This window comes from Bacillota bacterium, assembly GCA_013177945.1.
Taxonomy (GTDB): domain Bacteria; phylum Bacillota; class DSM-12270; order Thermacetogeniales; family Thermacetogeniaceae; genus Ch130.
The window spans coordinates 114,584-137,097 of the sequence record JABLXW010000020.1; the positions used below are offsets into that span (position 1 = coordinate 114,584).

Sequence of the window (22,514 nt, forward strand, 5' to 3'; positions counted from 1 at the left end):
AAACTCCCTTAGTCTCCAGGTTGCCACTGGAACAGTAAGGGGAGCCTTTGGGCATCATCTTATTACTATCAAGCGCAACCGCTACGTTATTAACCATGAATGAAAGAGGCGAAGGAGCTTTGTGGAAAATAACCCTCCGCCTGTTTTTGACGCTTCTCTTTCTTGTACCGGGGGAGTCCGGGTTGGTGGCCGAGATTTTTTAATTGTTTGAGGAGCGGCCCCCGCTCCCACCTGACGCGAGGAAGGTCCATGAGGTCGGTTTTCCGGTCCACCAATCCTTCCCGCCCGGCAAAAATGCAGCGGAAACCGGCCCTCCGGGCGGCCTCCCGGACCTCCCTGCCCGTGCAACCGAAGGGCAGGGAAAGCGCGGACGGCGGCCTCCCCACGATCTCCTCGAGAACAGCGCGGGATACCACAAGATCGTTCCAGATCCGGGCCCGGCGTTCGTCTCCGGTTTCAGGCCGGCCCGTCCAGGGACTATGGAGTCTTGCCTGGTAGTACGGCTGTCCGCCAACGGTACTGTGCCCCTCGTGGGTGTGGGAACCTACGGTAACAAGCCCGCTCGCTGCCAAGCACACAAGCACAAACAGGGGGACGGTTCTGCTGTTTGTCCCCTTCAGGCTTTATTTTAACAGTCAACCCTGTTATGTTATCCTCGCAATCTGTCTGAGGCTACTCCCCTCTATTTCCTTGATTTTCTGCAAGATTTTATCCCGCTCTGGTTTTTCCATCTGGTGCAGAACATTAACCGGTCTACCACTTAATTTTTTTGATTTCGTGTTTCGTCACTTACTCCTGCTTGCGCAAACATGAGAACCGTCCCCTTGTTTGCCTATCTTTTTCCTTGAGGGCAAGCACTTTCAATTCCTTCAAGAAAGACTCCAGAAGCTCCGGTGCTTCGCTCAACAGTTCCGGCTCAAGGAGGAGCAGCCCGGCGGCCTCTGTCGGGTATACCTTTTTCAGCTTCTCCCACCGCCGCTCGAGAGCTTCGGCTCTCGCCGTCAGCGGGAACGCCTCTCTCAGCAGGTCCTCTCTTCTGCGTTTGTAGGCTGCAGCCACGTCCAGGACATCCCTCGTCTTCAGCGTTTCTGCTCTATAGAAGAGTTTCTTAACTACTATCTCCTCGGGGGTTTCTATGTACACGGATTCCCCTTCAACTTCGCTTTCCCGGCGAGGTCTTCGGGTGAGGTTGGGAGCCACAATGAAGTCGATTTCTCCCTCTGCGAGCTTCAGTTTGAGGAAGCTGGAACCCTCCACGTAGTCGCGGACGATCTCTGCCGCCGCTCTGTTGAGTCGCGGGGTCAAAAAGGTAAGAAGCTGGGCATCGGTAAAAAAAATGTCGACATCCCTGCTTTCCCTGTGATGGAGGTGAAGGGCGAGGGCCGTTCCTCCTCCGAAGCTCCACTCGCTACGGGGAATCCCGGAGGCGTCCAGAAGGCGGACCGCCTTTTTAAAGAGTTTCTTCCACATCCAGGTATACCATCTCCTCGAAGTCCGGGTTCGGGTAGATCTCTCTGATGTATCTCTCGTAGTAGGCCGCCAGCACTTCGTCTGAAACTCCGTGCCTTGAGGCGAACTTCGCCACATCCTGGAGGGGAACGTCCGTAAAGAAGTTGAAGATCTGGGCAGCGTACTTTTTGTTGAATTTCATGTTTCTCAGCATTTCCGCGAGCCTTTCCTCTTTCAGGCGGCCGCGCGTCTGGGCGTTTATCGTGGACTCAACCATCAGGTCATTCCTTTCATTTAGTTTTTGAGGTAGAAGCGGAGGTTCAGATGGCCTCTTGAATTTTCTTGAGGGTATTTTATCCTAAAGGAGGTGCAGGTTGCAATAAGCGCTGACTGACCTGAAAATGCAAGGTTCATTACTGCAGTTCACACTACAGGCATTTTCCCGAATTTATTCTGCTCGGACAAACAGGGGGACAGACAAACAGGGGGACGGTTCTGCTGTTTGTCCCCTTCAGGCTTTATTTTAACAGTCAACCCTGTTATGTTATCCTCGCAATCTGTCTGAGGCTACTCCCCTCTATCTCCTTGATTTTCTGCAAGATTTTATCCCGCTCTGGTTTTTCCATCTGGTGCAGAACATTAACCGGTCTACCACTTAATTTTTTTGATTTCGTGCTTCGGCACTTACCTTACTTGCTTGCGCAAACATGAGAACCGTCCCCTTGTTTGGCCTACAGCCTGGCCTTTCCTTGTGCCGCAGTCTATCCCGCCAGGAAACTCCCTTAGTCTCCAGGTTGCCACTGGAACAGTAAGGGGAGCCTTTGGGCATCATCTTATTACTATCAAGCGCAACCGCTACGTTATTAACCATGAATGAAAGAGGCGAAGGAGCTTTGTGGAAAATAACCCTCCGCCTGTTTTTGACGCTTCTCTTTCTTGTACCGGGGGAGTCCGGGTTGGTGGCCGAGATTTTTTAATTGTTTGAGGAGCGGCCCCCGCTCCCACCTGACGCGAGGAAGGTCCATGAGGTCGGTTTTCCGGTCCACCAATCCTTCCCGCCCGGCAAAAATGCAGCGGAAACCGGCCCTCCGGGCGGCCTCCCGGACCTCCCTGCCCGTGCAACCGAAGGGCAGGGAAAGCGCGGACGGCGGCCTCCCCACGATCTCCTCGAGAACAGCGCGGGATACCACAAGATCGTTCCAGATCCGGGCCCGGCGTTCGTCTCCGGTTTCAGGCCGGCCCGTCCAGGGACTATGGAGTCTTGCCTGGTAGTACGGCTGTCCGCCAACGGTACTGTGCCCCTCGTGGGTGTGGGAACCCACGGCAACAAGCCCGCTCGCTGCCATCAACCGCAGCTGCTCCGGAGAAACCTTCGGCAGGTGGAGCTCCTCCCGGCGCACCGGGGCGAGCCATTTGGTGATGGGGAAGACAACCAGCGGGATTCGGCGCGCCTTCAGGGCCGGAAAAGCCAGACTGTAAATGCCCTCGTACCCGTCGTCTGCCGCCAGGAGGACGGCGCCAGGCGGCACATCACCCCGCCCCTCAACAAAAGCAAGGAATTGGTCCAGAGCGATGAAAACGTAGCCGGCCCTTTGTAGGGAGTCGAGCGTTTCCCGGAATTCTTTTAAAGAAACGGTATAGGGCCCCGGCTTTTCCTGTATCTGGTGAAAGAAAACCGCCGCCACCTGGCGCCCGGAAGCTACCGCCCCTTGAGCCCTATTTTGTTTTAAGCAGGAAGGCCTCGTAGCATGAAGACTATCAATGAAAAATATACAACCCAACAACAATATGGTTGCTGCCATCAAAAATTTGCCCTTGCTTGTATTTATCAAACTATCTACCCCCGACGACAGACAATTCAACTTGATTATATATTTCTGGAAAAGATTTGTACAGCGCCGGCAGGATTTAAGACACAAAGGAGCGAAACGTAACAGGATGAAAAAATTGGTGAGATGTGGTGTTCAAGAGATAAAAAATCCAGGAAAACCGGTTCCTGAAGGAGAATCTAAATTGAAATCTAATTAAACTGCGGCATCTGCCTGCCAGGAAAAAAGATAAAAAAATCAGGGCGGTTGAGAAAATGAGCTTGAACAAGGCGTTAATCAAATACCTCGCCTTCCCTGCCATGGAAAGGTTCAAAGGAAACAAAATCCGTCAATACCTGTCCTATCTAAAGCAAACCCAGTTCCTCCCGCCGGACGAAATCAGGCGCCTCCAGCAGAAAAAACTCGCGGTGCTGCTGCGTCACTGCCTCGCCAGGGTTCCCGCCTACCAGCCCTTCGCCTACCTGCTCGACCAAGTTGAACGGGAACCGGAAGGTGTGCTTAAACAACTTCCGATTTTAACCAAACAGAACTTCATTGAGAACACCAATCTCTATCTGGCTCAAGGACAAAAGCCGGAAAACCTGATTCTCAACCGAACCGGGGGATCAACCGGGGAACCTGTAAGGTTTTATTTAGACCGGGCAACTGTAGAGCACTACGAAGCGGCAAGGTGGCGCGGCCTTTCCTGGTGGGGCATCGAAATCGGAGACCCTTCGGCGATGATCTGGGGTTCCCCCCTGGAGCTCAGCCAGAACCAGCAGCTTCTCTATTACCTGAAAGAAAGATACCTTAAAAACAGGATCATCATCCCTGCTTACGGAATGAAACCCGAAGGTCTGGCAGAATACGCGAAAAAAATCAATTCGCTCCGGCCCGTTTACATCTACGGGTACGCTTCGGCTCTTGCCCTGTTCGCCCGACTCGCCTCCGAGTCCGGAATAAAGCTGAAACCACGCTTAAAAGGAGTTGTCTCTACGGCAGAGACCCTTCACGAAGACATGCGCACTGCAATCGAAAGTTTTTTCAACTGCAAAGCAGTCAACGAGTACGGCGCCCGGGACGGCGGAATTATCGCTTACGAGTGCCCCTGCGGAGGGATGCACATCAGCGCCGAAAACCTCTATTTAGAAATCGTCGACCTGAAAACCAAAGAGCCGGCAGAAACAGGAAAAACAGGGCTGGTCTTGGTAACAGACCTGAACAATTTTGCAATGCCCCGCCTCCGCTACCAGCTAGGAGATCTCGCAGCACTCTCACCCGAACGGTGCCCGTGCGGGGTGAACCTGCCTCTCATGGGAAATATCGAAGGCCGGGAGGACGACGTTTTCGTGGGTAGAAACGGCGAATTCATCCACGGCCACTTCTTCAACCACATCGCCCGCAATCTCGACGGAATCAGACAGTTTCAATTGGTCCAGTCCGCGCCCCGCGCGGTCATCCTGAAAATAGTAAAAGGAAAAAATTTCGCCGAACAGGAGGTTGAATTTTTCAAAAACAAGATTCTCGAGGCGCTTGGGGAGGTAGATATCACCCTGGAGTTTGTTCCGGCCATACCGCCTTCTCCGTCCGGCAAGGTTCAATACGCGAAGCGTCTTTTTCCACTTTCTTGAGCTTTACAGGATAATTACATTTCTCTACAGAGCAAAGAAGGTACCGGCTGATTCTGGCAGGCGGAACCGCTGCAAGGAGGAAGACCAGCGGAAGCAAAGGGAGGCCGTAGCGCCCGTAGCTGAAGTAGACCATGTGCTCCAGGGTGTAGGCGGCCAGAAAGGCGGTTAGCAGAACGCCTGCTCCCTGCCGGGAAAGGACCAGGAGAACGGCCCCCAGAACCGCCAGAATGAAAACAGCGAATTGAAAAGGAAGAAAGTAAGAACCCGCAATTCCCAGCACCGTCCGGGGGTAAAAGGGGACAATCCACAGGAAATAGGGCTTCCGGATCAGGTAGTAATGCAGGTACTTCCCGGTCTCCCGGGTGAAGCCCGCCTTGATGCGCTGCCAGGCAAGCTCTGTACGCGCCCTGTTCATCTCCATTTCGTTTTTGCTGGAGGGCCAGTCGGGAGCATAACCCCGGTGCAGCCCCTCCGGATAGGTTCCCAGCAGCAGGGGAGAACCCCCTTCCGAGGAAAGGGGAATGAACTGCCGGAAAACAACGGCGTTCCGCAGCCACCAGGGGATCAAGGGCAGGCAGAAACAGAGGAGAAGAACAAAACCCAGGCGCCACCTCTCTCTCTCGAAAAGACGGTACAAGAATCCGGTTCTGGCGCGCCCTCCTCCAGAACGGAGAAAAATCGCCCCCAAACATAAAACCGGGAGAGGGAGAACGGTGGGACGAACCAGAGCCGCAAATCCACAGAGGAGGCCAAGCAAACAAGCGTGCCGCAGCAAGGCGCGCCCGCCGGAGGAAGCGGCGGAAATATTCAGCCTGTCCAGGAAATCAAGGCTATAATAAACTGCAGCGGTCGTCAGGAGGCCAAAAAGGCTTTCGGTCAAAAAATACCCGGGGAGCGCCACCAGCGGCGGGTAAAGGGCGGCGGCCCCAAGGGCCGGCAGCCCCCAGGGCCCCAAGGTGAGCCTCCGGGCGATCATCCCTATAAAAAAGAGCTGGAGCACGGACAGGAGACCCTGGGCAATCCGGATTAACAACTCCCGGGGAAGAAAGTCGGGGAGGATGTAAAAGATGCTTAAAAAAAGAGGATATCCCGGCATCACGTAGGCGCTGGAACGGCCGGGGTCAAACGTGGTGAATCTGTAGCAAGCAACAAGGATCCTGGCGCTCCGCCGGTACATTAAATCATCTGAGCCCAGCTCCAGAGACGGGCCCTGTACGGCAACCACATAAAACCGCAGAGCCAGAGCAAGACAGAGAAGCTGGAAAAAAAGAATTTCCTGGCGGAAAAACGTGCGAAAAAACCTCTGGAAAAGCACCCCCACCACCACCTTGCCCCGAACTTGATTATATATTTCTGGAAAAGATTTGTACAGCACCGGCAGGATTTAAGACACTAAGGGGCGAAAAGTAACCGGGTGAAAAAATTGGTGAGATGTGGTGTTCAAGAAATGAAGAATAAGGAGTGCACGCGGGGGAAAACGCGGGTGCTGGCCATCGTCCCGGCCTACAACGAAGAGAAGACGGTGGGGGAAGTGGTCCGGGAGCTGAAACTGCAGGGCGTCGACGTGCTGGTGGTCAACGACGGCTCCCAGGACAGGACGGGTGAGGCGGCCGCAGCAGCGGGAGCCGAGGTTGTCAATCTTCCCTTTAACCTGGGCATCGGAGGGGCGGTCCAAACCGGCTACCGCTACGCCGCAACCTACAATTACGACATTGCGGTTCAGGTTGACGGAGACGGCCAGCACGATCCCGCCTGCCTGGACCAGCTCCTCCGGCCGCTGCTCGCCGGCGAGGCAGACCTTGTGCTGGGCTCCCGGTTCCTCGGCAGTGCCGGATACCGCGTTCCGCTTTTGCGGCGGCTGGGGATGCTTGTTTTTACTTCGATTATTTCCCTGCTCTACAAGCGCCTGATTACCGATACCACGAGCGGGTATCGCGCCGCAAACAAAGAATTAATCCATCTTTTCGCGCAGGAATATCCCACCGACTACCCTGAGGTGGAAGTCCTTGCCCAGCTTTGTTTCTTAAAGAAGCGGCTGAAAGAGGTTCCGGTCCGGATGCTGGAACGCGCCCACGGCTCATCTTCTATTACGCTGGGGCGCTCTCTCTATTACATGCTCAAGGTATCTCTCGCCATTTTTAAAAACATCAAGTGGGGGACCGAAAAAAATGCATTTTGACATCTACACCGGCGCCGTCATCATTGCCCTTCTCTTCTTACTGTTGGTACTCAGGCTGGTCCGGAACGGGAGCCTGCAGGAGCGTTACGCCCTTCTCTGGCTTTTCGCCGCCCTGGTGATCATCGTGCTCGCGCTCGGGCCTTCCCTGCTGGACCGGCTGGCCGGAATCCTGAAGATTTATTACCCCCCTTCGCTCTTATTTTTCGTGGCGATCATGTTCTGCTTTGTCCTCCTGCTCCATTTCTCGGTGGTGCTCTCCCAGCTCTCCAGGCGGGTGGTCCGGCTGGCCCAGGAAGTCGCCCTGCTGCGCTACGAACTTGCAAAAGAAAAAGGAAGGGAGCAAAAAGAAGTTGTATAAAACACTGGGGCTGGTGCTAGCCAATGTCGTTCTTCTGGTGGCGGGCCAGATTCTCTGGAAAACGGGGGTCAACCGGCTCGGCAGCCTCGACCTGAGCGCGCTCCCCCGTCTCTTTGTTTCTCCCTGGATTTGGGGCGGAATTCTTCTTTTTGGTGCAGCCACAGTCATCTGGCTGGTTGCGCTTTCCCGCGCCGCCCTGAGCACCCTTTATCCCCTGCAGAGCCTGGCTTACATTCTGGGAATGGCAGCCGGGGTACTGCTTTTCCACGAAAAGGTGAGCTGGACAGGGTGGCTCGGCGGGTTCCTGATCTTTACTGGAATCTACCTGATTGCTAAAAGCGGATTATGAGGAGGGGTGGTCCAAGCTGGCTGTTCGGGAAGTAGCAGAAGGAGTGTTTCTCATCGATGCCTTCGACATGGGAATCCCCAACCGGACTTCAGTTTATCTTGTGCGTGATGAAAGATCCGCCCTCATTGACACGGGAGCGGCGCACAGCAGGGAGCGCCTGATTCTGGGCCTGCAGGAAACCGGCCTCGAACCGCGCGATTTGCAGTTCATCATTCTTACCCACATCCACGTTGACCACGCAGGGGGTGCAGGCTGGCTCCTGGAGCTTTTTCCAGACGCCCGGGTGATCGTCCACCCGAGAGGCGCTCCTCACCTCGCAGCCCCTGCTGACCTGAAGGCGGCTACACGAAAGGCCCGCATGGCATACCCCTTCCATCCCTGCGAGTTCCTCCCCATCCCCGAGGAAAAGATGGAGGCTGCAAGGGACTCCCGGCAAATTCCGCTGGGCAGGAGAACCCTGACCCTGCTGGAGACTCCGGGTCACGCCTCCCACTGCATCTGCATCCACGACGACCTCACAAACGGAATCTTTGTCGGGGACTCCCTGGGCGTCAAAATCGACCACGTGCGGGATCACCAAAAATACGAGATCTTCCTTCCCGCGATGGTGCCCCCGCGCTTTGAGCCGCAAGAAGCGCTTCGTAGCGCGGATAAGCTGGCTGCTTTTCAGCCAAAATGGTTCTACTATTCCCACTTCGGAGCATCCCCGGAAACAGAGCGCCTCCTGGCAAAATACCGGAACGTCGTGGAAAGAGCCTTCGAGCTTGCGGAAAGCCTTAAAAAAGAGGAGGCGGATGAAGCAGCCGCCTGCACCCGCCTTTACAACTGGCTCCTCCGGGAAGTGCTGGAAATCCCCCAGGAAGTTTTAGGCAAAATAACTGCAGAAATAAAGCTTTCCCTTGAGCTCAACATCCACGGGCTGGTACGCTACATTGCCGGAAAAAGAAGCGCCTGACGGCGCCTCTGAACGGTATTACGGCAAATGGCTGGAGGATGTGCCAGCGCATGGAGCCTGTGAGATGAAGAAGACCAGGCGCGACTCTTTCACAACTCTTAAAAAAAGGGGGGAACCGCGCGAAAGAGTACGGTTCCCTATAGGAAGGGTTGGAGATGGCCTGATAATAAGCTTGCTAGTTTATTTTTTCTATTAAAACCACAAAAATCCTGCAAGTAAATTCTGAAAAATTTGACGATTTTTTTCATATTAAGATGAGTTTTACCGTTTGAGGCGAGAGGGGGAAAATCAGATAATCCGCGCTTTTCGACAAATCCCTGCTCATTCAAACAGTAGCGGCGAAAAAGGGAGCCTCGCGGGGCTTCGACAATGGAGGCGGCTCGCCCCCCCCTTCACTTCATAGCTGATCAGAGGGCAGTGCTGGTGCGCCACACCCCTTCGTCAATCGCATACTCCTCCGGATGGGACAGGGCTCCAAAAGTCTACTCCCCTTCCCAGGCGGGGAAGGAAAGGCCTGCTGCAAACTCCAAGAGTATTTTGCCCCGGGAATCTCATCTTTTTATTCCTGAAACCCCTCACAAGGTTCGGATCCCTTCGCCCCTCCTAAGGGGCCTGCAGCCACCCGGCCCGTCTGTCCAACTTCTGGCATAGTTTGACATCAGTACCAGGAGATTCTATAATTAAAATGCAGCAGAACGGGACAAAATTGGGGGTAGGAAGCTACTTTAAAATTTCTGAGGAGGTTGGTCAGATGGCTTTGATGCGCTGGGATCCCTGGCGGGAACTGGCTTCTTTCAGGGAGGCAATCAACCGCCTCTTCGATGAAACCATCACCCGCCGCCTTCCCATTCCAGGCTGGGGTGAATGGAAGCCTTCTGTGGACGTGGTCGACCGCGGTGCAGAGTTCGTGATAAAGGCGGACCTGCCCGGCTACAGCCCGGAAAATGTCGAAATTACCGTCCAGGAAAACGCAGTTTTCATTCGGGGAGAAGTCAAAGAAGAAAAGGAAACAAAAGAAGGGGAGTACCACGTGCGCGAGCGCAGCTACGGATCTTTCGCCCGTTCCCTTCCCCTTTCGGTCCCAATCAAACCCGAACTGGCCAGAGCTACCTTTAAGAACGGCGTCCTCGAAATAATCCTCCCGAAAGCAGAGGTCCCCAAAGGCCGGACCCTCAAAATCGAGACCGAGTAAAAAGAAAAGGGTGGGTTATTGCCGTCGGCCGGTGGTTTCCTACCCCTTTTTCTTTTTTCTTGCCTTAACTTTTTCCTCCCCCATTTTCCCTGGTGATCCCCTCCCCGCAACAACCGCCCCGAAAAGCTGCCTCCAATATCTGGCTAAATTCCTTGACTCAGGGGAAACTGAGCAAACTGAGCAAACTTGCTCGAATTATAAAGGCCAGCCAGCAAAAAGTCCGACCGCGCCTCCAGGCAAATCGAAGCCTTACAACCTTGTAAGATTTCCATAACCGGCTGCGTATTAAAAGCAGAGCCCAGGCTGGGAAAGGCGGAAAGCAATGAAAGAGTATCCCTCAGACCAGGAACTGGTCCGGCAGACCCGCGCGGGTGATCTGCGGGCCTTTGAAATAATTGTGGAGCGTTACCAGCAGGCGGTTTACCGGATTATCTATCGTTTACTCAGAGACTGGCAGGAGGCCGAGGACGTGGCGCAGGATGCTTTCTTAAAATGCTACCAACACCTCTCCCAGTACGATCAGGCGCGCCCGTTCAAACCCTGGCTTTACCGGATTGCGACCAACCTCGCCCTGAGCAGACTGCGGCGCCTGAAAAAACACCAGCTTCTTTCCTGGGATCAGTTTCTCAACCTCAATCCCTCCTCAAGAAGCGAAGCGGGCAGGGACTACACGGATCCCGAAGCTGCCTGGGAAGAGAAAGAGGCCAAAACGGAGGTCGCTCTTGCCTTGAAAAGGCTCAAGCCCCTTGACCAGCTGGTCATTATCCTGCGCTACCTTGAAGAACTCAGCTATGAAGAAATCGCCCTCATTCTCCAGACAAACCGCAACAATGTGGAGGTCCGGCTCTACCGGGCGAGGCAGAAACTCCGGGCCTTGCTTGAGGGAAAACCCGGTGAAGAACGGGCCGTCGGGGGAAGGGAGCAGCAGAAAAGGGAGGTGAAAACATGCTCCCGTGCCGGGAAATAGTAAAGATCCTCGATCTCTATCTCGACGGGGAACTGGAGGAACGCATGCGGGCGCGGGTTGAAGAGCACCTTAAATGCTGCAGCACGTGCAGGGAGCTCCTCAACCACAGGATCCAGGAGGCCGCAAAGATTCGGGCTGGATTTCCGGTTCCGGAACTCGCCCCCGGTTTTACAAAAAAGGTTATGGAAAAAATTTGCTCCGCCCGGCAGAGTCCCCAATTATTTCCGCCTTTATTTTCCGCTTTAGGCAAGATCCTGGTGAAACCCTGGCTTGCCCCGGTTCTGGCCGTTTTTCTCGTCCTGGCATTCCTCTACGGTACCGCCTTTGATCTGCTCTCCCCGCTGCACCGCGGTATAACCACGCCACATAAGGCGGCAGAGGAATCAGTGAAACGCAAGAATCAGCAGCCTTTAGAAACCACTTCTCCCGCTCCCGAGGTCCCTCAAGATGGAAAACTGCAAGAACCCCCGCCGGGCGCGAAACTGCCGCTTTTTTCAAAAGAAAGCGCGGCAACAACCCCTCAGCACAAGAGCCTCCAGGGGAATACCCCAAGAAGCAAGCAGATTGAAGGGAGCAGGGGAATGCGGAAGGTGCCCGAAAAAGGAGAGATTCTTTTCGGGCCTGGAGGACCTGAGCCGGAGCCGGAACCCCTTAATCCAGGGATCCCAAAAAGTGCAGGAGAACTCAAGATCCCCTTTGCCCCTACCTACTTGCCCGCGGGCTTTGTCTTCGAAAGCCTTTCTTTTTCTCCAGGAAGCAAAGGAGGGGGGGCTGAGCCTGGATCAGAGAAGCAGGAAATCGAGAGGGAGGCACCTGCAGCTCAGGAATCGCTGTTGATTTCCTATGTCAATTCCGACACCGGAGCATGGATCCGCCTGGAAATAATTCCAGCCGGCTCTTTCGAGTATCAGGAAGGGGTGGACACCCTTTTTCCCGCCGCGGAGAGGGCGCGCCACGAAGCAGGGGGTGAGAGCAAAATCGCCTGGTATGCCCAGAAGGAGGACCGCCGCTTTCTCCTGGTCCTGTCCGGAACCGTTCCCTATCAAGAGCTGAAAAAGGTAGCCGATTCCATTCACTAGCCAGGGAGGCTGGCCGGCAAACCGAAAAGCGAAAAATGTGAAAGGAGCTGGTTTGAGATGAAAACAAAAACAAGAGCGGTCTTTATTTTGCTGCTCACCACCCTGCTGGCCGCGGGCTCCCTGCTTGGAGGCGTTTTGCTGGGCGACCCTGCCCAGGCGAAAGCTGAAGAGCAGCAGCCCCAGATCGTGGCTACCGGCAGCAGCCAGGTAAGCGTAAAACCCGACCAGGCAAAGGTAAGCCTGGGGGTGCTTACGCTGGCACCCACCGCAAAGGAGGCCCAGCAGGAAAATGCGGAACTTGCCAACAAAGTCATCGGCGCGCTGGTGAAAGCCGGGGTTCCAAAAGAAAAAATCGAAACCCGGGAATATTCCATCTGGCCGGAGTACCACTACCCGAAACCGGAGGAAAACAAGCCCCCCACGATAGTTTCCTACCGGGTCAGCAACACGCTCCTGGTCACCCTGGACGACACCGGGATGGTGGGAACCGCAATTGATGCGGCCGTCAGAGCAGGCGCCAACAAGGTGGAAAGCATCGAATTTCTTAAAAAAGATCCCGCCGCCGCCCAGCGGGAAGCCTTGCAAAATGCCTGCCGGGAGGCCCGGCTGAAGGCAGAAGCCATCGCCCAGGCCCTGGGCGTCAGGCTGACAGGGGTCTTATCGGTGCAGGAGAGCACAGGCAGCGACTACCAGCCTCCAATCCGGCAGGCGAAAATGATCGAGGCGGGAGGCGCCCCAACCCCCATTGAACCGGGTGAACTTCAGGTGCGCGCCAGCGTCACCATCACCTTCCGGATTAAGTAGCATCCCCGGCAGGTGTACGTCTGCAGCCCGGCTTGCGGGGTGGCCGGAAGCCGGGCTTTTCTCATCACAGTCCAGGTTAAAGGGTCAAGGTTCCAGTGGGCACTTTCAACAGTTTGAGGATGTGCTCTTCATCCCCGGTCAGGGCGTTGATGTAGACCAGAAAAATATCCTTCCCCAGCTGGGTTTTAAACTCGTAAGTCAGCACCTCCTGCTGGCCCGAGGTGGGAATCACCGCCAACCGTTCTGCCGCCACCTTCACGCGGGGGCTCAAACGCCTTCGCGCCTCCTCCAGGGTCACCCGGGGCGCGGGGAGGGTCCTCTGGTGGTGGGAGGTGAGAAAACCCTGCGCTTCGTACCCCAAAACCTGTCCGTTGTCAAGCGCCACCTGGACCTTGATCAGATCCGGGTAAATCACAACTCCATCCTGCCGGTAGGCAAACGAAACGGTCAGGATGTTCTGCTCCCGCAAGGTGTACGTGGGCACCATGTTGAGAAGACCCCGTGAGGCCAGGAACGCCTGGGCGCGCGCCTTTCCCTCTTCGTCGCTGAGCTTCGCCTTCGGGACGGCCCGCGGGTTGAGCATGTAAACCACGTGGCCCCCTTTTTTGCTGACGTCAACAGAGATGATCTCCCAGGGCCTCTCTCCCACCCGGAACTCGACACTGTAGGCGGGTATCTTCCCCCGGATCTGGCCTGCGATTCTCGCCCCCCGGATGCGCGCCCCGCCCGGGTCGAGAAAGCGGCGGGCAATCTCCTTTGCCTCTTCTGCGGTAACTATTTTTCCCGTAAGTCCAAGGGGTTTCATCCGCTCTATGTGGTCGGAAAAGGGCCCGTCGTAGACCAGGACGGGGAGCTCCTGAAGCTGGGTGTCGACGCGCCGGAAGCTGTGGTCTGCGGCCGCAACAGGCTCCCGGGGCAGCTGCCGGGCGAGTCCCTGCTTCACCTCGGTCCAGCGAAACCTCCCGGAGGATGCCTCCCGCTCGATTGAGGTGAGTTCCCGGGTCAGGACGCCGGCCTTCCTGTACAGCTGTTCCATCGTCCTCCAGTCCTCCGGTTTGAGCGGTTCGCCCCGGTTGCGCCTGGCCAGGGAGTAAGCATAATCCCCAACCTGCGTCAAGAGCTTTGCAGTTCTGGCAATCACATTATGAGAAACCGGAAGCTGGTTCAAATTTTCCTGGGCAGCATTGGAATTGTACCAGAGGTCGGAAAAGAGCGTATCCATCTGCTCCGGGGAGGCGCTGACAAGCCCCTTTGACAAGAGGACCTCTACGTTTTTCGTCCTCTGCAGGCATTCGTAAAAGGCGCGGTTGTACTTGTTTTGGAGCAGGGCCTCTGCCTGGCGCCGGGCGCGCAGCTGGCCGATCCCCCAAAAAGCAGTCGCTCCCCAGAAAACCGCCAGCGCCACAACTGCTCCGGTTTGGCGCGTCCACTTCATCTCAATCTCCTCCTTACCTTGCAAAAATGTGACGCCCGATTTGGGTGATGATCTGCCTTGTCCAGACCCACGGGTTGACCGGCTTTGCCGGATTCCAGAAATACAGGGCACCGTAAGTAGGGTCCCACCCGGCCAGCGCCGCTGCTGCCGCCCGGATGGACTCGAGAGAGGGGGGGCGCCACCAGATCAGCCCGTTCGCAACAGATTCAAAGGCAAGAGGCTGAAAAACCACACCCGCCAGGGTATTCGGGAAGGAGCCGCTCCGCACCCGGTTGAGCAGGACAGCCCCCACCGCCACCTTTCCAAGAAAAGGTTCATCCCCTGCCTCCCCCTGAATGACGCGGGCCAGCAGCCACAAATTGTCCCAGTACGACTCCGGCGCCGCCTCGGCAACACGAACCTCCCCTCCCCCGGGCGGGATGAGGACATCCGCCACCAAGAAGGAAGAGCCGAACGCGGCGGCCAGAACAACAAGGAGAAAAACCAGGCCGCAGAAAATTTTTAAACGCAAAGGCAAGCCCATCCGGAAACCTCCTTAATCTGGAATGATTGTTAACATTCCTTAGTTTACGGAAGAACCGTCTTTTCTATACAGGAAGAAAGAATTTGAAGTGAAAAAAGACAGCTAAGAGGAAAAGCCGCCCCGACAGCGAAAAGTTTATATTAAAAAAACGTTCAGGAGAGAAAACGCCAGCATGGCCGTTCCCGTTTCCAGAGTTTCCGCTGCCCTTGCAAGAATCAAACTGTACGGGGAACTTGTGATGTTCAGCCACAGCCTGTTTGCTCTCCCCTTCGGACTGGTGGGGATGATCCTGGCCGCAGCGGGCCTTCCTTCGTGGCAGACCTTTTTCTGGATTATAGTTTCTCTGCTCGGGGCGCGCAACGCCGCCAACGCCCTGAACCGCCTCGTCGACGCCCGGATCGATGCCAGGAACCCCCGCACCGCCCACCGCCACCTTCCCCGCGGGCTCGTTTCTCCGGGCGAGGTGCTGGGTTTGAGCATCCTGGGCTTCCTGCTCCTTTTTGTGGGAGCCTGGCAGTTGAACCCCCTCTGCCTGAAGCTGGCTCCTCTTGCTGTTTTCATCCTGGCCGTTTACTCCTACACAAAACGGTTCACCTGGGCTTCCCACCTGGTGCTGGGGTTTGCCTGCGGGATCGCCCCAACCGCCAGCTGGCTGGCCGTAACCGGGAGCTTCGCCGTGCCCCCTTTGCTCCTCACCGGCGCCGTGATGTGCTGGGTCGCCGGCTTCGACATCATCTACGCCACTCAGGACCTGGAATTCGACAGGCAGGAGGGGCTTCACGCCATTCCGGCCCGCTTCGGGATCAAAAACGCTTTGAAAATTGCGAGGGCCCTTCACTTCACCGCAATCATCCTGCTCCTGCTCGTTCCGGCCTTTCTTGCCCCTCCTTACGCAACACTGGGCCCTCTCTACTACCTCGGCGTACTCGGAGCAGCGGGGCTTCTCTGCTGGGAGCACCTGCTGGTGAAGCCCGACGATCTGAAAAGAGTGACGCTTGCGGCCTATTCTGTAAACCAGGTGATCGGAGTGACCGTTTTCCTCTTCACGTTCCTGGATGTTGTCGTATTTTAAAAAACTGACAAGGTGGGAGTCAAACCAATGAAAAGGATGCAAGAAGTTCCCCGCGTCGAGCTCCTCGCTCCCGCAGGAAAATGGGAGGCGCTTGAAGCCGTAACCGCCGCCGGGGCAGACGCCGTTTACCTGGGCGGCAAGAAGTACAACATGCGGCTGCACCGGAGGGACTTTAATTTCACCGAAGAAGAACTGCAGGAGGCAGTGAAATTTGCCCATTCCCGCAATGTTAAGGTCTACGTAACCGTCAACAACCTCCTGACCGGCGCAGAGATCTCCGAACTCACCGGCTATCTCATCTTTCTGCAGGAGATCGGCGTAGATGGAATGATCATTCAGGATCTCGGAGTTGCCCGCCTCGCGCAGGAACTGGAGCTCACCATTCCCCTCCATGCCAGCGTCATGATGAACGCCCACAACCTGGAGGGTTTGCTCTTTTTACAGGAATTGGGGATTACACGGGTGATCTTAAGCCGCGAACTCACCCTTTCCGAGATCAAATACCTCCACCTTCAGGTGCCCGACCTGGAGCTGGAATACTTCACCCACGGCGATATGTGCTTCTCCCACGGCAGCCAGTGCTACCACAGCGGGATGCTTTTCGGTGAAAGCTCGAACCGGGGGCGCTGCCTGAAGCCCTGCCGGTGGCCTTTTGAGCTGGTGGACCGGGATTCGGGAGCCGCGCTCCCGGTCCGGGCCCCGGGGCCCTACTTTCTTGCCGTGAAAGACATGTGCCTCCTTCCCTACCTTCCCGAGGTGATCGATGCCGGGATCTCCTCGCTCAAAATCGAAGGGAGGATGCGGGAGGCCGACTACCTCGGCCCCCTGATCGGCTTTTACCGGCGTGCCCTGGACCGCTACTACAAAGACCCCTTGGGGTACAGCTTCGACTGGGATGAATTCGAAGCCCTTCTCAAGATGCGGGTGCGGGACCTCAGCCCCATGTACGCCTTCGGAAACCCGGGCCCTGCCTCAATCGGTTACACGGGAGAAAGGGAGCCCCGCTTTTTCAGCCAGGCTGCAAAGGAGCCGGTGATTGCGCCTGAAGACCTCCCCGTCAATCCCCTTCCTGAGCCCGGGCAAGAGGGGGAGGAGGCTCCCAAGCCGCTCCTTGCCGTAAAAGCCGGCTCTTATAAAGCGGCGCTGGCTGCCCTCGCCGGCGGTGCCGACATCATTTATACAAGCGGAGAAAACTACATCAGCCAGGGGCCCCCCTGGTCCCTGGAGGAGCTCCGGAGGCTGGCTGCCCTGGGGAGGGAACGGGGGGTCCAGATTGTGATCGGGACACCGCGCATCACCATGCCCGGAGATATGGGAAGAATCAACCTGCTCCTGGAGAAAACCCAAGAGCTGGCGCCAGACGGCATCCTGGTTGCCAACCTGGGCGCCGTCTATGCGGCTGCAAGCGCCACCCGGCTCCCCCTGTACGCGGACTACGCCTGCAACCTGGGAAACCGGAAGGCAGTCGAGCTTTTGCAAAGGCACCGGGTCGTGCAGGCCACCGCACCCCTGGAGTTCTGCTACGAAGAGATTCTCCTCATGTGCCGGGAGTTTCCCGTGCCGCTGGAGGCGGTAATCCACGGGCCCCTGCCGGCAATGGTGAGCGACCACTGCCTGCCCGCGGCCCTGAGGGAGGAAACGACAAAATACCGGACCTGCCCCGGCCCCTGCCGGGAAGTGCGGTACGGGCTGCGCGATACCGCAGGACTGATCCACCCGCTGGAGGTCGAGCACAACTGCCGGAACCATCTCTTCCTCGCCCACGAACTTGCCCTTTTACCGTATCTCCGCGCCTTTTACGGAGCCGGCTTCAGAAGCTTGCGCCTGGAAATTCCCACCTACAGCGCGGAGGAAGCAGAGGCCGTCACAAGGCTCTACCGCGCCAATCTCGACCGCCTCTGGGAAGACCCGGCAGGTTACCGGTTCCCGAAAGAGGACTGGGAGAAGCTGGCCCGGATCAGAAAAGGCCCCTTCGGGACGGGCCCCTACACCCGGGGCGTCAGGGTAAACAAAACGGGAAGCCCGGCGCCTCGCGCCTGAGGCGCCCCGCGCCCAAAGGGTTCCGGGAGTGAGCGCAGAACCGAAAGTGCCGGGAGAAAAAAATTTTCAAGGAGGCATGACGCATGGCCGAGCATTTTCTGGGTCCTGAAGAAATCATCAGGAAAAAAAGGGAGTACATCATTCCCTGTCTGTACCATTTTTACCAGGCGCCGATGCAGCTGGTGTGGGGGGAAAGGCAGTACCTCTACGACCACAAGGGAAAAAGGTACCTCGATTTCTTTGCCGGCGTCTCGGTGGTCAACGCCGGCCACTGCCACCCGGAGATTACCGACCGGATCTGCGAGCAGGTGAAACGCCTCCAGCATGTCTGCAACATCTACCTGACCCAGCCGATGGTGGAACTGGCCGAAAAGCTCGCCCGGATTACGCCGGGGCGGCTCCAGAAGAGCTTTTTCTGCAACAGCGGGACCGAGGCCAACGAGGGGGCAATCCTTCTGGCGAAGATTGCAACACGCCGGAGTGAACTCCTCGCCCTGCAGAACGGCCTCTACGGCCGCACCTACCTCACCATGAGCCTGACGGGTTTGCGCTTCTGGCGCACCGACCCCTGCCCTGCAGGAGGAATCTCTTTTGTTCCAAATGCCTACTGCTACCGCTGCCCCCTGAACCTCACCTACCCGTCCTGCGACCTCTCCTGCGCCGAAGCCGTCCGGCAGGTGATCGAAACCTCCACCTCGGGGGAAGTGGCAGCCTTAATTGCCGAACCCATTCAGGGAAACGGCGGAATCATCACCCCGCCCCCGGAATACTTCCCGCGCCTGAAAGAAATTCTTGACGAATACGGGATCCTCTTGATCATCGACGAGGTCCAGACCGGCTTCGGGCGCACCGGGAAGTGGTTCGCCATCGAGCACTGGAACGTGGAGCCGGACATCATGACCATGGCGAAGGCCCTGGGGAACGGCGTCCCCATCGGGGTCTTCACCGCCCGCCCCGAAATTGCCGACACCTACACCCGCCCCGGCGCCTCAACCCTGGGAGGAAACCCTGTTTCTATGGTCGCGGGGCTGGCCACGCTGGAGGTCATCGAAAAGGAAGGACTGATTCAGAACGCAGCCGTGCTGGGGAGCTACTTGAAGGAAAGGCTCCTTGCTCTTCAGGAGAAGCATCCCCTGATCGGAGATGTGCGCGGCCTGGGGCTGATGCTGGGGGCGGAACTGGTAAAAGACGGAAAGGAACCGGCTGCTGCCGAAACGGACCGCGTCCTGGAGCTGATGAAGGACCGGGGGATTCTGATCGGCAAAAACGGGCGCGCCCGGAACGTCCTGGCCTTCCAGCCCCCGCTTGTGATCACCAGGGACAACGTCGACGAAATGATCGAAAATCTGGATGAAGTCCTTTCCGAAGTTGAAAAAACCGGATAAAATCTCTTCGCAGAAGTCTTTTGCAGGCAGCCTTAAGGCAAGACTTCAGGCGGAGCATCCTTTTTAAAATCTTTTTTTAAAATTTATAAAGAAAAGAGTGAGGAGAATGCCTCTCGGTGCCCACATGTCCATTGCCGGCGGGGTTGATAAAGCAGTTCTGCGGGGGGCGAGCATCGGCTGCGAAACAATCCAGATCTTTACCAAGAACACCAACCAGTGGCGGGCAAAACCCCTGGGGCCGGAGGAGATCGCCCGCTTTCAGGAGGCCCGCGCCAGAACCGGGATCGAGCCCATCTTCGCCCACACCTCTTATTTAATCAACCTCGGCTCGCCGCAGGAGGAACTCTGGGAGAAGTCCCTGGCCAGCCTTCTGCTCGAAATGGAGCGGTGCGCCGCCCTCGGCCTCCCCTACCTTGTCATGCACCCGGGCGCCCACCTGGGGGCGGGGGAAGAAGCCGGCCTCGACCGCATTACCAGGGGCCTCAACGAAATTTTAGCCCGGACGGAGGAGTCCGGGGTGATGGTGCTGCTGGAGGTAACCGCGGGCCAGGGGTCGAACCTGGGCTGGCGCTTCGAGCACCTTGCCAGACTCCTTGAGGACAGCTTTTACCCGGAAAGGCTCGGGGTCTGCTTCGACACCTGCCACGCCTTTGCCGCCGGCTATGACCTCCGCACACCAGAGGCTTACGCCAAAACCTTTGACGAATTTGAAAAAATCATCGGAATCAGGCAGCTGAAAGCCGTTCACCTGAACGACTCGCGGGGGGAGCTGGGAAGCCGGCTTGACCGCCACGAGCACATCGGGCTGGGCAGAATCGGCCTCGAGGCCTTCAGGCTGCTCCTCAACGACCCGCGCCTCCGCTCCCTTCCGATGGTCCTGGAAACCCCCAAGGGTCCGGACATGAAAGAGGATGTCCAAAACCTGGCAACACTGCGCAGCCTCCTTCAGGAATAACAGGTGAAAGTCCCGGCAAAAAAACGGTATAATTCGGGGGCCCGCTTTGTTATAATGAGAACAAAGGTCGTTGCGGCCTGCGGATCTTTGTTGAAGGAGGTTGAAGCAGGTGCAGAACATGCTGGCCCTTGTCAACGGAAGGATCATGACGATGGCGGGCCCTTTTTACGAAAAAGGAACCGTGATCGTAAAGGACCGGATCATCGCCGCCCTGGGGCCCGACCTCGAACCCCCTGGAGAGGCTCAGGTCATCGATGTCTCCGATAAATACGTGCTGCCCGGTTTCATTGATGCACATTCCCACGTGGGAATCAGGGAGGAAATCTACCGCATCGAGGGGGACGACATCAACGAAATTTCAGACCCGGTGACCCCCCACCTGCGGGCGATCGACGCGGTTTACATGGGGGATGAAGCCTTCCGGGATGCCCTGCGGGGAGGCGTAACAACCCTGATGACCGGGCCCGGAAGCGCCAATGTAATCGGGGGGCAGAGCCTGGTCATGAAAACCCACGCCAGAACCGTGGACCAGGCAGTTCTCAAAAACCCGGTGGGGCTCAAAGTGGCGCTGGGCGAAAACCCCAAACGGGTGTACGGGGAACAAAAAAAGGCTCCGATGACGCGCATGGCCACCTCCGCCCTGCTCCGGGAAACGCTGGTGGCCGCCCAGAACTACGCCGCAAAACTGGCGCGGGGGAGGGACAACCCCGCCAGGCGCCCCGACCGGGATCTGAAGCTGGAAGCGGTCCTCCCCGTCCTGAGAAGAGAGATCCCCCTTCTGATTCACGCCCACCGCACCGACGACATCCTGACCGGGCTCAGGATTGCAGATGAGTTCAACCTGAAGGTCAGCCTCCAGCATGCCACCGAAGCCCATAAAATCCCCGAGGAACTGGCGCGGAGGGGGGTCCCTGCAGTTGTGGGGCCCTCTTTGACAACCCGGGCGAAGGTGGAATTAAAAGAGCGCACCTTTGCAACACCAGGCATCCTGGCCCGGGCCGGGGTCAAGGTCGCCCTGATGACCGACCACCCCGTCACCCCGGTCCAGTACCTCCCCCTTACGGCGGCCCTGGCCGTGAGAGAAGGAATGGATGAGGAGGAGGCACTGAAGGCGATCACCATCAACCCCGCCGAGATCCTGGGCGTGGCGGACCGGGTTGGAAGCCTGGAGGTGGGGAAAGACGCCGATATTATCGTGCTGGACGGCCATCCCCTGGACTGGCGCACGAAGGTGGAACTCGTCCTGGTGAACGGCGAAATCGCCCACGCGGCCGGCCCCTACGCCGGGCTTTTGGACTCCGGCAGCCCCCATCGGCACTGAACCAAGCCGGCCAGAGGCACCTGGTTGGAGCGCCGGCTTAGCTGATACCCTGAAATTAACCGGAAGGGAGTTTCTGGTGTGGGCAAGAAGGAAGAAGGCAAAAGAGACGGCCGGAACCCGGTCGCTCCTTATCTGGTGCGGAAGGTAGACGAAAACGGGTGGCTGGAGGAAGAGGATTTCGTCGTCCGGGAGACGGCCCTCACCATCCACGTCAACGGAAAAGAACTGGCCACCCTTGTCTGCTCCCCCATGGATCTGGAGTATATGGCGGTCGGCTTCCTCTGCGCCGAGGGAATCCTGCAGAAAAGAGAGGATCTCAAGGGAATCACTTTGGATGAAGAAGAGGGAATGGCCTGGGTTGAGACCGGCGGCGATGCAAGCCTTGCCGAAAAAGTCTTTTTAAAGCGCTACATCACCCCCTGCTGCGGGCGGAGCCGGACCTCTTTTTATTTTGCAACAGACGCCCTTCTCTGCAGGCCCGTCACCTCCGAGCTCAAAGTGAGCAGAAAAACGGTTGTAAACCTTGCCGCGGAGCTTCAGGAAAGGTCGGGGCTTTTCCGCAGGACCGGAGGGGTCCACGGCGCCGCCCTCGCCCGGAATGACGAAATCCTGATTTTCCGGGAGGACATCGGCCGCCACAACACCCTTGATAAAATCTACGGCCAGTGCTTCCTTGAGGAAATCCCCCGCCATGACAAAATGATCATCTTCAGCGGGCGGGTTTCCTCGGAGATCCTTCTGAAAGTAGCGAAGATGGGAGCCCCAATCCTGGTTTCCCGCTCCGCCCCCACAGACCTCGCCCTGAAGCTGGCAGAAGATTTGAGAGTTACGGTGATCGGCTTTGCGCGCGGGAACCGCATGAACATCTACACCCACCCCGACCGCATCACGCCGTAGCTTCCTGCTCGATGCCCGTTTTTCCAAACCGGTGGCTCCTCGTTCTCTGCGGTAAGAACAGCTGAATCCGGCCCGGCTCTTTTTTATTCACTGAAGGAATTCATATTTTATCCAC

At 57.1% G+C, this 22,514-nt stretch carries 22 protein-coding genes; 15 read left to right on the forward strand and 7 right to left on the reverse strand.

Going from position 1 to position 22,514, the window contains the following annotated elements:
• Nucleotides 1–89: 89 nt before the first annotated feature.
• The 4 genes from HPY58_12340 to HPY58_12355 all read right to left on the reverse strand — a co-directional run bounded on the left by HPY58_12340 (nt 90) and on the right by HPY58_12355 (nt 3,134).
• Nucleotides 90–584 carry a polysaccharide deacetylase family protein gene (locus HPY58_12340; GenBank protein ID NPV30409.1) on the reverse strand — a complete coding sequence of 165 codons (495 nt, stop codon included), beginning with the start codon at nt 582–584 and terminating at the stop codon, nt 90–92.
• A 205-nt stretch (nt 585–789) separates the two neighbouring features.
• A complete protein-coding gene (locus tag HPY58_12345; GenBank protein ID NPV30410.1) occupies nt 790–1,470 on the reverse strand; it encodes a nucleotidyl transferase AbiEii/AbiGii toxin family protein in 681 nt (226 codons plus the stop codon).
• On the reverse strand, nt 1,451–1,726 hold the full coding sequence (locus HPY58_12350) for a hypothetical protein (protein NPV30411.1): 276 nt from the start codon (nt 1,724–1,726) through the stop codon (nt 1,451–1,453). The genes HPY58_12345 and HPY58_12350 overlap by 20 nt, the downstream gene beginning before the upstream one ends.
• A 586-nt stretch (nt 1,727–2,312) precedes the next feature.
• Nucleotides 2,313–3,134, reverse strand: a complete 822-nt coding sequence (locus tag HPY58_12355) for a polysaccharide deacetylase family protein (GenBank protein ID NPV30412.1) — start codon at nt 3,132–3,134, stop codon at nt 2,313–2,315.
• 398 nt (nt 3,135–3,532) lie between these two features.
• Here HPY58_12355 and HPY58_12360 point away from each other — a divergent pair, with 398 nt between their 5' ends.
• Complete coding sequence (locus tag HPY58_12360) at nt 3,533–4,888, forward strand: phenylacetate--CoA ligase family protein (GenBank protein ID NPV30413.1); 1,356 nt, start codon at nt 3,533–3,535, stop codon at nt 4,886–4,888.
• Here the strand turns inward: HPY58_12360 and HPY58_12365 are convergent.
• Nucleotides 4,806–6,203 carry a hypothetical protein gene (locus HPY58_12365; protein NPV30414.1) on the reverse strand — a complete coding sequence of 466 codons (1,398 nt, stop codon included), beginning with the start codon at nt 6,201–6,203 and terminating at the stop codon, nt 4,806–4,808. The two genes, HPY58_12360 and HPY58_12365, sit on opposite strands and share 83 nt — an antisense overlap.
• Nucleotides 6,204–6,335: 132 nt before the next feature.
• Here HPY58_12365 and HPY58_12370 point away from each other — a divergent pair, with 132 nt between their 5' ends.
• The 8 genes from HPY58_12370 to HPY58_12405 all read left to right on the forward strand — a co-directional run bounded on the left by HPY58_12370 (nt 6,336) and on the right by HPY58_12405 (nt 12,771).
• Nucleotides 6,336–7,067 carry a glycosyltransferase family 2 protein gene (locus HPY58_12370; protein NPV30415.1) on the forward strand — a complete coding sequence of 244 codons (732 nt, stop codon included), beginning with the start codon at nt 6,336–6,338 and terminating at the stop codon, nt 7,065–7,067.
• Nucleotides 7,057–7,425, forward strand: coding sequence for a DUF2304 domain-containing protein (locus HPY58_12375; GenBank protein ID NPV30416.1), 369 nt, complete (start codon nt 7,057–7,059; stop codon nt 7,423–7,425). The genes HPY58_12370 and HPY58_12375 overlap by 11 nt, the downstream gene beginning before the upstream one ends.
• The gene (locus HPY58_12380; GenBank protein ID NPV30417.1) at nt 7,418–7,774 is read left to right on the forward strand and encodes a hypothetical protein; all 357 of its coding nucleotides are present in this window, start codon (nt 7,418–7,420) and stop codon (nt 7,772–7,774) included. The genes HPY58_12375 and HPY58_12380 overlap by 8 nt, the downstream gene beginning before the upstream one ends.
• Nucleotides 7,755–8,729 carry an MBL fold metallo-hydrolase gene (locus HPY58_12385; GenBank protein NPV30418.1) on the forward strand — a complete coding sequence of 325 codons (975 nt, stop codon included), beginning with the start codon at nt 7,755–7,757 and terminating at the stop codon, nt 8,727–8,729. Before HPY58_12380 ends, HPY58_12385 begins: the two co-directional genes overlap by 20 nt.
• 751 nt (nt 8,730–9,480) lie before the next feature.
• Entirely contained in the window at nt 9,481–9,921 is a 441-nt protein-coding gene (locus HPY58_12390; GenBank protein ID NPV30419.1) for an Hsp20/alpha crystallin family protein, read from the forward strand.
• Between the two features lie 322 nt (nt 9,922–10,243).
• The gene (locus HPY58_12395; GenBank protein ID NPV30420.1) at nt 10,244–10,888 is read left to right on the forward strand and encodes a sigma-70 family RNA polymerase sigma factor; all 645 of its coding nucleotides are present in this window, start codon (nt 10,244–10,246) and stop codon (nt 10,886–10,888) included.
• The gene (locus tag HPY58_12400; GenBank protein NPV30421.1) at nt 10,867–11,967 is read left to right on the forward strand and encodes a hypothetical protein; all 1,101 of its coding nucleotides are present in this window, start codon (nt 10,867–10,869) and stop codon (nt 11,965–11,967) included. The genes HPY58_12395 and HPY58_12400 overlap by 22 nt, the downstream gene beginning before the upstream one ends.
• Nucleotides 11,968–12,024: 57 nt before the next feature.
• A complete protein-coding gene (locus HPY58_12405; GenBank protein NPV30422.1) occupies nt 12,025–12,771 on the forward strand; it encodes an SIMPL domain-containing protein in 747 nt (248 codons plus the stop codon).
• 76 nt (nt 12,772–12,847) lie between these two features.
• On the opposite strand, the gene ypeB is transcribed toward HPY58_12405, so the two are convergent.
• Nucleotides 12,848–14,206, reverse strand: coding sequence for a germination protein YpeB (gene ypeB, locus HPY58_12410; GenBank protein ID NPV30423.1), 1,359 nt, complete (start codon nt 14,204–14,206; stop codon nt 12,848–12,850).
• A gap of 13 nt (nt 14,207–14,219) precedes the next feature.
• Nucleotides 14,220–14,729, reverse strand: a complete 510-nt coding sequence (locus HPY58_12415) for a spore cortex-lytic protein (protein NPV30424.1) — start codon at nt 14,727–14,729, stop codon at nt 14,220–14,222.
• A gap of 172 nt (nt 14,730–14,901) precedes the next feature.
• Between HPY58_12415 and HPY58_12420 the strand changes: the two genes are divergently transcribed.
• The 6 genes from HPY58_12420 (at nt 14,902) to fdhD (ending at nt 22,399) form a co-directional block, all read left to right on the forward strand.
• Nucleotides 14,902–15,801, forward strand: coding sequence for a UbiA family prenyltransferase (locus HPY58_12420; GenBank protein NPV30425.1), 900 nt, complete (start codon nt 14,902–14,904; stop codon nt 15,799–15,801).
• Between the two features lie 27 nt (nt 15,802–15,828).
• The gene (locus tag HPY58_12425; GenBank protein ID NPV30426.1) at nt 15,829–17,841 is read left to right on the forward strand and encodes a U32 family peptidase; all 2,013 of its coding nucleotides are present in this window, start codon (nt 15,829–15,831) and stop codon (nt 17,839–17,841) included.
• Between the two features lie 83 nt (nt 17,842–17,924).
• Nucleotides 17,925–19,226, forward strand: coding sequence for an aspartate aminotransferase family protein (locus HPY58_12430; protein ID NPV30427.1), 1,302 nt, complete (start codon nt 17,925–17,927; stop codon nt 19,224–19,226).
• A gap of 106 nt (nt 19,227–19,332) precedes the next feature.
• Nucleotides 19,333–20,181 carry a deoxyribonuclease IV gene (locus tag HPY58_12435; GenBank protein NPV30428.1) on the forward strand — a complete coding sequence of 283 codons (849 nt, stop codon included), beginning with the start codon at nt 19,333–19,335 and terminating at the stop codon, nt 20,179–20,181.
• Between the two features lie 118 nt (nt 20,182–20,299).
• A complete protein-coding gene (locus tag HPY58_12440; protein NPV30429.1) occupies nt 20,300–21,502 on the forward strand; it encodes an amidohydrolase in 1,203 nt (400 codons plus the stop codon).
• A 132-nt stretch (nt 21,503–21,634) separates the two neighbouring features.
• Nucleotides 21,635–22,399: a formate dehydrogenase accessory sulfurtransferase FdhD gene (fdhD, locus tag HPY58_12445; protein NPV30430.1), complete on the forward strand. Its 765-nt coding sequence runs from the start codon at nt 21,635–21,637 to the stop codon at nt 22,397–22,399.
• Nucleotides 22,400–22,514: the final 115 nt, after the last annotated feature.